Here is an 11,888-nt window from a genome sequence, read left to right as displayed (position 1 = left end):
AGCCAGGTTATAAGGTTCTATGATGCGTTCGGAACTTTTTTTTTAAGAAAGGAAAACAGCAGGCTGCCGGCAGCAGTGGCGCCCGGAACTTCCATGGAAGATTCCCAGTCATCCAACTCTTCTGCTGATTCGGGAATATTCGAGTCTTCGCCCTGTTTTACTTTTTCACCGGAAAAGGCTTTCTGCAAACGGCCACGCAGGTCGCTTCGTTCTTCCATCGCTTCGGCACCGATGCGGTGAGGAAGCACCAGCAGGGCCGCCTCGAAAATTTCTTCTTCACCGACCCGGTCACGTTCGAGAAGCGCGGAAAGGGCGCGCGCGGCACGCACAATTGCAAGATCGCTGCGATGCCCCTGAACCCCCATGGCAAGACTGATGCCGATGGCCCGGTCAAGAATCTCGTCCGGCAATGCGACATTGTCGAGGGTTTGGCGGGCGCGGACAACCTGCTGGCGAAGGGCTTGTTCAGCCTGAGTCCAGGCTTTAACAAAGTCTTCCGGATTTTCCTCGAAGGCCATGCGTCTGCGAATCACCTCACGCCGCTGCGCAATATTTTCGATGCCGCGCACCGTGACACACAGCCCGAAGCGATCGAGAAACTGGGGCCGCAGCTCCCCCTCTTCCGGATTCATGGTCCCCACCAGGAGAAAACGCGCAGGGTGAGTCACGCTGATCCCTTCGCGCTCCACCCGGTTGATGCCGCTCCCAGCAGCATCAAGCAGCAGATCCACCAGGTGGTCGGGCAGCAGGTTGACTTCATCCACATACAGAATGCCGCGATTGGCCGCCGCAAGCAGACCCGGCTCGAAATAACGCTGCCCGCCGGCAAGCGTTTTTTCCAGATGGAGGGATCCCACGACACGATCCTCCGTGGCGGCCAGAGGGAGCTCAACCAGGGGCATGGGGCGCATCACCGTTTTCAGGGGCTCTCCGGCAAGGACCCGCGCGGCACACTCATCGTGCATGGCGTCCAGTGGAGCGGGCGGGCAGTGATAGGGGCAATCCGCGACCACCTCCATATCGGGCAGCAGGGCGGCCAGGGCACGAACAGCCGTGGATTTGCCGGCCCCTTTGTGCCCCTGGATGAGCACCCCGCCGATCGCCGGGTCAACAGCATTGAGAAGCAGAGCGGTACGCAGATCTTCCTGCCCAATCAGTGCAGAGAAAGGGAAAGCAATAGATTCTTTCATCGAGGCAGATCCCATCAGCGGCGGCTCATAGCCAGAGTCAGGGCCAGGCCGAAAAAGACCGTGCCGGCCACCCGGTTGAGAGTGCGTTGAATGCGCTCCGAGCGATTGAGCCAGCTTCCCAGTGCGCCGGACAGCAATGCGACCGCCCCAAAGACCAGGAGGGTCGCAAGGATAAAGACGCCGCCCAGCATGGCAACCTGCAAGGGGACAGACCCGCGCGCAGGGTCGGCAAACTGCGGCAGAAAGGCAAGAAAGAAGATCGACACCTTGGGATTGGTGACATTCATGATAATGCCGCGCCGATAGAGCTTGAAGCGATTTGGCGACGCATTGCCCGTCATGGGAATCGGTGCAGAAGCCGCACGAAAGGCCTGCCATCCCAGGTATACCAGGTAGGCGGCCCCCACCAGCTTAAGCGCGGTGAAGGCTGCGGCGGAGACTTGAAAAATCACTGCGACTCCAAGAGCAACCGCCAGAGTATGCACCACCAGCCCCGTGCACAAGCCCAGGGTCACAAGCAGCCCTGCCCCTTTGCCATGCAGCGCCGACTGGGTAAGCACAAAAATATTGTCCGGACCCGGTGCAAGGCCGAGAAGAACAGAGGCGATAAAAAAAGTGATGAGAGCTTCGAAGGGAATCATGATCATGTTGGCCTGAAGCGTAAAAGGGGCTGCGGTGTGGTGGCGCTTGACAACTATTTCAAAAGGGTTCCTATCATATCCCCAGTTCACCACATTGTCCAGATTATGGTCCTTGCAGACCCTGGATTAAACCTTGAAACCAAGGCTGACTGCACACGGGCTTAGAAAGTCATTGTGCTAAGACTCGGCTGATCACTCGGCAGAAGATATTGACACCTGTCCCTTGTCGGGTTACAGTATAACCATGATTCAGACTTTCCGCCACAAGGGCCTCAGGCAGTTTTACGAATCAGGAAGCAAGGCTGGGATTGTCGCCAGCCAGGCGAAGAGGCTTAAACTTGTCCTTGCCCGTCTCGAAGCCGCCCGCGAACCTCGCGACATGAACCTTCCTGGTTTGCGACTGCACCAGATGACGGGCGACCTTACCGGTTTCTGGTCGGTCAGCGTGAGCGGAAACTGGCGGGTGATCTTTCGCTTCGACGGACCGGATGTTTTCGACGTGGATTACCTGGACTATCACTGATAAGGAGTTTCACAAATGATGCACAACCCACCCCATCCAGGTGAAGTGATCCGTGAGCTTTGCCTTGAACCTCTCGGTGTGACTGTCACCGATGCGGCCAAGGCACTCGGCGTGTCGAGAAAAGCTCTCTCTGAGCTGCTGAATGGCAAGACAGGGGTTAGTCCGGAAATGGCGCTGCGTCTTTCTATCGCATTCGACACAACCCCGGAAAGCTGGCTGACTCAGCAGATGCACTATGACCTCTGGCAGGCGAAAAAGAAGGCCAAGGGGCTCAAAGTAGAAAAAATGCAAACCGCAGCATAGGTCAAACAGGAGAGTTCTCCGAAGGGTTACCCCAAAAGCTACCCCGAACACAGAAACAGCCACTTGGCACGAAGCTAAGTGGCTGTTTTTATTGGCGGCCCTGTCGGGATTCGAACCCAAGACCTACCGCTTAGGAGGCGGTTGCTCTATCCAGCTGAGCTACAGGGCCCCGAAAAGGAGTCTGTTTATACAACATATCCGGTTGGAGGGCAACCTTGGCGCCGCGGTCAGTCAAACTGCAGTAGACTGTAAACCTTGTTGTCGGGCAGGCGCTGCCGCCCTTTGAGAAAATTCAACTCGGCCAGAAAAGCGCACTCGACCACCTCGGCGCCCAACTCCGTCACCAGATCATAAACCGCGGCCATGGTGCCGCCGGTGGCCAGCAGATCATCGGCGATAATCACACGGGTTCCTTTATCGAAGGCATCTTCGTGGATTTCGAGTGTGTCCTGGCCGTATTCAAGTTCGTAGGACTTCTTGCGGGTTTTGTAGGGGAGCTTGCCGGGCTTGCGCACCAGCGTGACTCCAGCCCCGAGTTTATAGGCCAGGGCCGCCCCCAGAACAAACCCACGGGCCTCGACGCCAACGACCTGCTCAATCTTCTGCCCGAAGTAGCGATGAGCAATGAGGTCGACCATGCGGTGGTAGCTTTTGGCATCGGACAGAAGAGTCGTAATATCTTTGAATACGACCCCTTTCTGAGGGAAATCCGGGATATCACGGATAATGGTTTTAAGATCTTCCACTATGATCAGCTCCTGAGTTTTCAAAAGATAAACGGCAACCGGTGGTAAAACAGGGCTAAAAATCCTGCCGACTGAAACGAGCCGCTTCTTCACCCTCTTCCATGATCTTGCGCAACTTTTCCAGGCTTTTCGCTTCGATCTGACGGATGCGCTCGCGGGTAACTCCGAATTTGCGTCCGATGGTGTCCAGCGTCTGCGGTTCGCGGTCTTCCAGACCGAAACGCAGGCTGAGGATTTCGCGCTCGTTGTCGCTCAGCGTATCAAGCCAGGTCTGCACCCGCTTGAATTTCTCCAGGTTTTCGATCAGACCGGAGGGGTTGACGGCCGAGTTGTCTTCGATGGTATCGATAAGACTGTAGTCGCTGTTCTCCCCCATGGGGTGTTCAATGGAGTAGGTTTTTTTCACCAGCACCATGAGGCGACGCACGTAGTGGGGCTCAACCCCCATGGCTTCGGCCACTTCCTTGACCTGCGGTTCCCGGTTGAGCTTCTGCTGCAGCTCGCGGCTAATTTTGATCAACTTGTTGATATCATCGGAGACATGTACCGGCAGACGGATGGTACGGCTCTGGTTGACCAGGGCGCGTTCGATGGATTGACGGATCCACCAGGTGGCATAGGTTGAAAAACGGCATTCCTTGCTGAGCTTGAAGCGCTCCACAGCCTTGATCAAGCCCATGTTGCCCTCTTCGATCAGATCAAGAAAGGGCAGGCCACGATTCATATAACGCTTGGCGATCTTGACCACCAGCCTCAGGTTGGATTCGATCATCCGGTCCCGGGCAGCCATATCTCCGGTCGAGATGCGACGCGCCAGCTCGCGTTCCTCCTCGGCCGTGAGCAGGTTGGTTTTCTGGATCTCCTTCAGGTACAGCTTGATGGCATCGTCGGAATGATCGCTCTGCGCCTTGGCCGACGCTTCTTCCTCTTCCTCTTCCTCTTCCTCTTCCTCTTCCTCTTCCTCTTCTTCCTCCTCAGACGGGGTTTCGTCGGTCTCTTCCTCGGTAGAGTTTTTACGAGGCTTGCTCTCTTCGCTGTCTTCCTCGCTGTCAAGCTCAACCTCGTCGAGATCATTGATTTCTTCGTTCATCTTCATCCTCAATGAATGGTTTTCGATGGTTTGGAAAGTCTAGAAAACCCCGGGCCCTCAAGGCAAGTAAAAAAGCGGGTCGACAGCCTGTTTGCCGCGGCGCACTTCAAAGTAAAGGCGTGGCGCCCCCCCACCTGGAGGAGTGCCGACTCTGGCAATGGCATCGCCCTTGCGAACCACGGCGCCCGATTTTACCAGGTTCTGGTCATTGTATCCATAGACAGTGAAGAGGTTGCCATCATGTTTAAGAATGATGAGGTTGCCGTATCCTCTGATCTTGTCATCGCTGTAGATCACTCGCCCGGCGCCTGCGGAGCGAATCTCCTGTCCCCTGCGTCCGGCGATCTCAAGGCCTTTACTCGGGCCACTGCTTTTCTGTCCGAATTTTTTAAGGATATCTCCCCTGAGCGGCCAGCCGAACGTCCCGCGGGTGGCGGAAGAGACAGCCGGCGATGACGTTTGGGACCTTGTGCGCGAGGCAGGGGGGGGCGTCCTGGTAGGCGCGGGAGACGATGAGCGAGGTCGGGTTGCAACGGTGGAAGTCCTGGAGGTCGATTTGGGCGGTGGGGCGCTCGCAACCGAAGAAGAAACCGTTTTGCGGCGGGAAGCCCCGGGGATAAACAGCCTTTTGCCGGCCTGAAGAAGGCGGGGATCCTCGATCCCGTTGATGCGGGCCAGGTAACGCTCATCCACGCCGTAGGACTGGCCGATCCGGTAGAGCGTCTGCCCGGGCTGCACGGTATGGTAAACCCCACTCGAAGACGAGCAGGCCGTAAGACCCCAACAGGTCAATATCACAATCAAAACCTTGACCAAGCCACTCACCGTCACGCTTCCCCTCGTCACTCGACCAGCAACGCAAGATGACTCGCACGGGACACTAACCGCACGGAGACACTAGAAAAGGTATTTTACCACCCATACCCCCCCAATTAGAAGGATCAAAAAAATAATCGTCAACAGATTGAAATATTTTTCGATCCAAACCCGGACCGGAGGGCCGAAATGATAAATAAACCAGGCCACAAGAAAAAAGCGCAGACTGCGGCTGACGGCGGAAGCGATAACGAAAATCACCGGATTGACGTGAAAGACACCGGAGCCGACGGTAATAATTTTATAGGGGATGGGGGTAAACCCGGCAGAAAACACCACCCAGAAATCATATTGAGCAAAAAGAGCCTGAACCTGGGCGAAACCGTCAGGGCTAAACCCGGGGACGTAGGCGTAGAAGAAAGATTCAAGCGCGCCCCACAGCGCATAGCCGAGAAGATAGCCGAAGATCCCGCCCAGAACCGAGCCTGCCGCAGCCAGGAGCGCATAGCGAAAAGCCCTGGCCGGGATGGAGAGCGCCAGCGCCATCAGCAGTACGTCGGGGGGAATGGGGAAAAAGGAAGACTCGGCAAAGGCGAGCAGAAAAAGAGCAATGCTCCCGTAGGGGGTGCGCGCCCAGGAGAGCACCCAGTCATAGAGACGACGCAGTCCGAACACTTGTGTCAGTCCCCTTCCTCACGCCAACCGTTGCGGCCGACCAGGGGCACAAAACGGCACCCAAGAAGGGATTCTTCAGTGACCTGACCGTCTGCCTGCTTGATAAAGCGTTTAAGAACCTGGCTGTACATATCCCCGACGGGAATGACCAGCCGCCCGCCCGGAGCGAGCTGTGCGAGATACTTTTCGGGAACGGCCGGAGCACCTGCCGTAACGATAATGGCGTCAAAAGGTGCCTGCTCTTCCCACCCGATTGTGCCGTCCGTCACCTTGATATTGACGTTGATCGCCCCGATGCGATCAAGGATTCGGCGCGCACGGCGGGCCAGTTCGGGGATGCGCTCCACAGTAAAAACCTTGCCGGCGATTCGTGCCAGTACGGCCGCCTGATAGCCTGAGCCAGTCCCTATTTCGAGGACGTTTTCTCCTCCCTTGAGTTGCAGGGCTTCGGTCATGTAGGCCACCATATACGGCTGGGAGATGGTCTGCTTATTCCCGATCGGGAGGGGGTAATCACCGTAGGCCTGACTCTGCAGGGCTTCTTCGACAAACAGATGACGCGGCACCTCAAGCATGGCCTGGAGAACCAGGGGGTCATTGACGCCGCGGCCCTTGATATGCTTTTCCACCATGCGCCTGCGAGCGATGGCAAAGTCCATGATTATGCCCTTTTACACTTGAAAATTGATGGCGTCGCAAACTGTGAGTTTCTGCGAGTGCGTCAAAATTAGAGAAATTCAGTATAAAAAACAGTTACCGGGGATGAAAGATATCCCACCCCGCCAGATTTTCGAAGGAGCGATAGTTGGTCAAATCGAGATGAAGAGGAGTAATGGAAATGGCATGGCGATGAACGGCATGGAAATCGGTCCCCTCAACATCCTTGAAATGGAGATCGCCGGCACCGATCCAGTAATACTTGCGACCTCGCGGGTCAATATTCTCTATCACCAGGTCGCCGTAGACACGCTTGCCCTGCCGCGTCAGACGCACGCCGGAAATACTGCCGGCTTCTACCTGGGGGACATTGACGTTCAGGAAAGTATCTGCGGGCAAACGGTTACGGGACAAAGACTGGGCAAGCTTAACGGCAAACTGAGCCGCCGGCCGATAATCGGCGGGTTTGGAACCTTCGCGAGCAAGAGATATGGCGAAAGCAGGAACGCCCATCAGGGTTGCTTCCATTGCCGCAGCAACCGTCCCGGAATAAGTGATGTCATCGCCCATATTGGCACCGCTGTTGATTCCGGAGATCACGATATCCGGTCGCCTTTTGAACAAGCCGTGGATGCCGAGATTGACACAGTCGGTCGGGGTGCCGTCGATGGAAAAAAAGCCGCTGCGGATTTCTTCGGCTCGCAGGGGGGAATGCAGCGTGAGAGAGTGGCTGGTGGCGCTTCGCTCACGATCAGGTGCGGCAACCACAACTTCGGCCACGGATTGCATGGTCTCAGCCAGAGCGTTCAACCCGGGAGCGTGAATGCCGTCATCATTGGTCAGCAGTGTAAACAATGGCGCCTAACGATCGGTTTGGCGGGGAGTGTTATCCCCGGCGGGGGGGGTCACGACGCAGCAATTCGCGCAAATTTCTGAGGTCTTTACGAACCTCACTAAGAAGATCATGCGGCTCATCACCGGCTACTTTTTCAGAACCAGGTACGTTATCAGGCTCTGCAATAGTACGAGGCTCTGCATTGACCGCCGCATCTTTTTCACGCAGTTTGCGGCGCGCACCGGAGATGGTATACCCTTCCTGGTACAGAAGCCGCTTCAGGCGCAGGATGAGCTCAATATCCTTGCGCTGGTAGAGGCGTTGCCGACTGCGGCTCTTATTCGGGCTGAAAGCACCGAATTCGCTCTCCCAATAGCGCAGAACATGAGGCTTCACGCCGGTAATGCGGGAAACTTCCCCGATCTTGAAATACAATTTGTCGGGAATTTCGATGTCCATGCTCCGGCCAACTCCGGGCAACAGCCCGGTCCAGCGCATCAGATTCAGGCGTTGCTGTCGTTGATAGCGCCTTTGAGAACCTGGCTGGGCTTGAAAGTCAGAATGCGTCGGGAAGAGATTTCAATCTCATCTCCGGTCTGCGGGTTGCGACCGCGACGCGAATCTTTCTCTTTCACGACGAAATTACCGAACCCGGCAATTTTGATCTTCTCGCCCTTTTCCAGCGTGGTTTTTATCAGATCAAAGACCAGTTCAACAATTTCAGCGGATTCTTTCTTAGAGAAACCGGTCTTCAAATAAACACTCTCGATCAGATCCGCTTTGGTCATATTACCTCCAGTCATTCAAATCCATGTCCTTGAATTTATTGATTTTATAACATGGAAAATCGAATGCCGCAACCAATTATTCAACGAATTTCGGCACCTAACTCATTTTCGAGGGCTTTGATGATGCGCGAATGAGACTTGGCGACCTCTTCATCAGTCAAAGTTTTATCCGCCCGGCGATAGCGTACGCGGATGGCAATGCTCTTTTTACCCTGCGGAATCCCTTTGCCGCGATAGACATCGAAGAGAACGACATCTTCCACATCGCGCGCCCTGGCGTTGAGCGCCGCATCCAGAATGCGGCGCGCTTCGATCTCTTCATCCACCAGCAAGGCGCTGTCGCGATCGACTCCGGGAAAACGGGAAAGCTCTTTAAAAACAACGGGATTGCCTGCCACATCGGCAATCGCACTGAGATCCAGATCGCAGATATAGACCGGCTGTTCGATCTCAAATTCCTTCAGGACCTGCGGATGAACTTCACCCAGCAACCCTAAAACCACCTGGTTGCAGGTCAAGGCGCAGGACTTGCCGGGATGCAGGAACGACTCGCCCTGGTCTGGAGAATATTCTACCGAATCGAGGCGCAGCTGCTCCATGAGCTCTTCGACGACCCCTTTGAGATCGAAGAAATCGACCGGTTCCGAACTCTGCGCCCACCCCAATGGACTGCGCCTGCCGCTCAGGGCAAAGACCAGATGAGGCACTTCGCGGGGCAGATCGTCCCCACCGTCGGGAAGAAAGACTGGCCTGAGTTCAAACAGGCGCAGATCGCCGGCGCTGCGACGGGCAAGATTCTGGGCGACGTTCTGTAGGACACTGGGCACCAATGTGGTGCGCATGACGGACTGCTCTTCCGTAAGGGGATTGAGCAGACGGACCTGGGAACGGCGTTCGTCCTGTTCGGGCAGGGCAATCCTGTCAAGCGCCGCCGGAGCGTTGAAAGAATAATTAATTACCTCGGAGAAACCACAGGCCACCATGGCGTTGCGCAGGGCCTGCTCGATGCGCCGAAGCGGCGAATCAGGATGGCATACGACCCGACCGGCCGGCATGGTGGTGGGAATCTGATCATAGCCGTTAAGACGCGCAACCTCTTCAATCAGGTCGACTTCCCGTTCAATGTCCGGCCGGCAGTTCGGCACATTGACGTGAACGATTCCTTCCGGTGCGCCGTCTTCAAGATGGCAGGAAAAGCCGATTGTTTCAAGCAGGCGTTTGATTTCAAGAGTGTCGATACGCACACCCAGCAGCCGCTGGGTCTTGTCAGTGTGAATGCGCAAGCTCTTTTCAGCGATGGGCGCAGGATAAACGTCGAGCGCTCCCTGGGAGATTGCGCCGCCTGCCGTTTCGCGAATCAATTCGGCCGCCCGGTCGAGGGCAATGGGCACCATATCCACATCGGCGCCGCGCTCGAAACGGTGGGACGACTCGCTGTGAATTCCAAGGCGCTTGCTGGTGCGCCGGATGGTGGGCGGATTGAAATAGGCACTTTCCAGCAGAATATCGACCGTATCTGGTTGAATCTCTGAATTTTCCCCACCCATGATGCCGGCAAGCGCGACCGGCCCATCGGCATCACAGATGGTCAGATCTCCCGAATTGAGGATGCGCTCCTGGCCGTCGAGAGTGGTGAATTTTTGATTGTCGCCTGCTCTGCGCACAACGATGCGCCCGCCGCGCAGGAGACGGAAGTCGAAAGCATGCAGAGGATGCCCCAACTCCATCAGAACATAGTTGGTCACATCGACAACGTTGTTGATGGAGCGCTGTCCGACGGACTCCAGACGGCGAACGAGCCACGCGGGAGAGGAACCTATGCGAACGTCGCGAATCAGGCGGGCTGCGTAACGCGGGCACATGCCAGGCTCCTCGATGGTCACCGAGGTGCGCTCTGCTATGGGCTCCCCTTCCTCCTTCACGCTCACCTGCGGCAGCCGCATGGGTTTGCCGCAGATGGCAGCGACCTCACGCGCCACGCCGACAACACTGAGGCAGTCCGCCCGGTTTGGGGTCAACCCCAGCTCGAAGCGCACGTCCTTGAGCCCCAGGGCGTCAAAAACAGGCTTTCCCAAAGGCAGATCGGCAGGAAGGATCATAATGCCCTCGGCCTCTTCGGCCAGACCGAGTTCCTTTTCCGAGCAGAGCATGCCGAAGGAGACCTGTCCGCGGATCTTGGATTTCTTGATCTTGAAATCACCGGGCAGGACAGTCCCAACCTGCGCAAACGCAACCAGGTCGCCCGTCTTGTGGTTGGTCGCACCACACACAACCTGAACCGGATCACCACCGCCGGCATCGACCTGACACAGGGTCAGACGGTCGGCATCGGGATGTGATTCCACGCTGAGCAGGCGGGCAACGACAACAGTATCGAGACCTTCCCCGAGTACGTCCATCGCATCGACTTCAAGACCGGCCATGGTCAGACGATGGGAGAGCTCATCAGGCGCAAGGTCACAATCTACAAACTCTTTAAGCCAGTTATAGGTGACGATCATTTCTTCACGTCCTTTATCAAAAATAGCATTTTAAGTCTCTGCTTTTCCGTTATTCCTAGAACTGTTTGAGAAATCTCACATCGTTCTCGAAAAACAGACGCAGATCATTGACTCCGTATTTCAGCATGGCAATTCTTTCCACACCCATGCCGAAAGCAAAGCCAGAATAGACCTCGGGGTCGTAGTTGACCGACTTGAATACTTCTGGATCGATCATGCCGCTTCCGAGAATTTCGAGCCAGCCGCTGCCCTTGCAGACGCGGCACCCCTGCCCTTTGCAGATCACGCACTGAATATCGACCTCGGCGGAGGGTTCCGTGAAGGGGAAAAAAGAAGGCCGGAAGCGCACACCGATATCATCCCCGAAAAACTGGTTGATAAAGGCGGTCAGGATACCTTTAAGGTCTCCGAAGGTGACGTGATGATCGACCAGAAAACCTTCGACCTGGTGGAACATGGGACTGTGGGTAATGTCGGAATCGCGGCGGTAAACGGTCCCTGGAGCAATAATACGCACCGGCGGCGAGTGGCGCAGCATGGTCCGTACCTGCACCGGGGAGGTATGGGTCCGCAGCAAGACATCGTCAGAGACGAAAAAGGTATCCTGCATGTCCCGAGCAGGGTGATCCTTGGGAAAATTAAGAGCCTCGAAGTTATAAAAATCCATCTCGACCTCGGGCCCTTCAGCAACACCGAAGCCGAGCGAAGCAAAAATGGAACAGATCTCTTCGGTCACCAGGGTAATGGGATGTTTGCTGCCGGTAAAGCGCTGCCTCCCGGGAAGGGTCACATCGACTTTCTCCCGTTCGAGCCGAGCCTTGATATCGGCGTCCCTGACCTGGTTGAGCCGCTGCTGGAACAGTTCTTCAAGCTCGTCCTTATAGGTATTCAACAGGGTTCCGATGGCAGGGCGCTCTTCCGGAGGCACAGAGCCGATCCCCTTCATCAGAGAGGTCAATTCGCCTTTTTTGCCGAGAAAACGCGCCTTGGCCTGCTGCAGTTCGGCTTCACTGCCGGCAGCAGCCAATGCTTCGCGTCCCTGTTCCGCAATCTGCCTCAATTTATCCTTCATGACCAATCCTCATTTCATGCAACAACGGTGTTTGTCACCAGGATGAAGTTG

At 56.0% G+C, this 11,888-nt stretch carries 14 protein-coding genes and 1 tRNA gene; 2 read left to right on the top strand and 13 right to left on the bottom strand.

Annotated features, from left to right (window positions below; translation table 11 throughout):
- Nucleotides 1-17 precede the first annotated feature (17 nt).
- Entirely contained in the window at nucleotides 18-1,190 is a 1,173-nt protein-coding gene (locus tag GSUB_RS07835; RefSeq protein WP_040202264.1) for a magnesium chelatase ATPase subunit I, read from the bottom strand.
- Between the two features lie 14 nt (nucleotides 1,191-1,204).
- Complete coding sequence (locus GSUB_RS07830; RefSeq protein WP_040202263.1) at nucleotides 1,205-1,831, bottom strand: LysE family translocator; 627 nt, start codon at nucleotides 1,829-1,831, stop codon at nucleotides 1,205-1,207.
- Nucleotides 1,832-2,075: 244 nt separating this feature from the next.
- Between GSUB_RS07830 and GSUB_RS07825 the strand changes: the two genes are divergently transcribed.
- Both GSUB_RS07825 and GSUB_RS07820 read left to right on the top strand, forming a co-directional pair.
- Nucleotides 2,076-2,354, top strand: coding sequence for a type II toxin-antitoxin system RelE/ParE family toxin (locus GSUB_RS07825; RefSeq protein ID WP_040200104.1), 279 nt, complete (start codon nucleotides 2,076-2,078; stop codon nucleotides 2,352-2,354).
- 15 nt (nucleotides 2,355-2,369) lie between these two features.
- Nucleotides 2,370-2,657: a HigA family addiction module antitoxin gene (locus tag GSUB_RS07820; protein WP_040200103.1), complete on the top strand. Its 288-nt coding sequence runs from the start codon at nucleotides 2,370-2,372 to the stop codon at nucleotides 2,655-2,657.
- 92 nt (nucleotides 2,658-2,749) lie between these two features.
- Here the strand turns inward: GSUB_RS07820 and GSUB_RS07815 are convergent.
- From GSUB_RS07815 to pheS, 11 genes are all read right to left on the bottom strand, one after another.
- Nucleotides 2,750-2,826, bottom strand: a tRNA-Arg gene (locus tag GSUB_RS07815).
- A 58-nt stretch (nucleotides 2,827-2,884) separates the two neighbouring features.
- Nucleotides 2,885-3,403, bottom strand: coding sequence for an adenine phosphoribosyltransferase (locus GSUB_RS07810; protein ID WP_040200102.1), 519 nt, complete (start codon nucleotides 3,401-3,403; stop codon nucleotides 2,885-2,887).
- 55 nt (nucleotides 3,404-3,458) lie between these two features.
- Nucleotides 3,459-4,493 (bottom strand): sigma-70 family RNA polymerase sigma factor, encoded by a 1,035-nt coding sequence (locus GSUB_RS07805; RefSeq protein ID WP_040200101.1) that lies wholly within the window; start codon nucleotides 4,491-4,493, stop codon nucleotides 3,459-3,461.
- Between the two features lie 57 nt (nucleotides 4,494-4,550).
- Nucleotides 4,551-5,318, bottom strand: a complete 768-nt coding sequence (locus GSUB_RS18565; RefSeq protein WP_158414059.1) for a peptidoglycan DD-metalloendopeptidase family protein — start codon at nucleotides 5,316-5,318, stop codon at nucleotides 4,551-4,553.
- 72 nt (nucleotides 5,319-5,390) lie between these two features.
- Nucleotides 5,391-5,984 (bottom strand): YqaA family protein, encoded by a 594-nt coding sequence (locus tag GSUB_RS07790; protein WP_144401981.1) that lies wholly within the window; start codon nucleotides 5,982-5,984, stop codon nucleotides 5,391-5,393.
- A gap of 5 nt (nucleotides 5,985-5,989) precedes the next feature.
- Nucleotides 5,990-6,643: a protein-L-isoaspartate(D-aspartate) O-methyltransferase gene (locus GSUB_RS07785; RefSeq protein ID WP_040200096.1), complete on the bottom strand. Its 654-nt coding sequence runs from the start codon at nucleotides 6,641-6,643 to the stop codon at nucleotides 5,990-5,992.
- Nucleotides 6,644-6,737: 94 nt separating this feature from the next.
- On the bottom strand, nucleotides 6,738-7,496 hold the full coding sequence (surE, locus tag GSUB_RS07780; RefSeq protein WP_040200094.1) for a 5'/3'-nucleotidase SurE: 759 nt from the start codon (nucleotides 7,494-7,496) through the stop codon (nucleotides 6,738-6,740).
- Between the two features lie 31 nt (nucleotides 7,497-7,527).
- A complete protein-coding gene (locus tag GSUB_RS07775) occupies nucleotides 7,528-7,935 on the bottom strand; it encodes a MerR family transcriptional regulator (RefSeq protein ID WP_040200092.1) in 408 nt (135 codons plus the stop codon).
- A 44-nt stretch (nucleotides 7,936-7,979) separates the two neighbouring features.
- Nucleotides 7,980-8,264, bottom strand: coding sequence for an integration host factor subunit alpha (locus tag GSUB_RS07770; protein ID WP_040200091.1), 285 nt, complete (start codon nucleotides 8,262-8,264; stop codon nucleotides 7,980-7,982).
- Between the two features lie 80 nt (nucleotides 8,265-8,344).
- Nucleotides 8,345-10,765 (bottom strand): phenylalanine--tRNA ligase subunit beta, encoded by a 2,421-nt coding sequence (gene pheT, locus GSUB_RS07765; RefSeq protein ID WP_040200090.1) that lies wholly within the window; start codon nucleotides 10,763-10,765, stop codon nucleotides 8,345-8,347.
- A 55-nt stretch (nucleotides 10,766-10,820) separates the two neighbouring features.
- Complete coding sequence (gene pheS / locus GSUB_RS07760; protein ID WP_040200087.1) at nucleotides 10,821-11,837, bottom strand: phenylalanine--tRNA ligase subunit alpha; 1,017 nt, start codon at nucleotides 11,835-11,837, stop codon at nucleotides 10,821-10,823.
- Nucleotides 11,838-11,888: the final 51 nt, after the last annotated feature.

Origin of the sequence: Geoalkalibacter subterraneus (genome assembly GCF_000827125.1) — a bacterium.
In the GTDB taxonomy this organism is placed as follows: Bacteria; Desulfobacterota; Desulfuromonadia; order Desulfuromonadales; family Geoalkalibacteraceae; genus Geoalkalibacter_A; species Geoalkalibacter_A subterraneus.
This window is presented reverse-complemented; position numbering and strand designations above follow the sequence as displayed.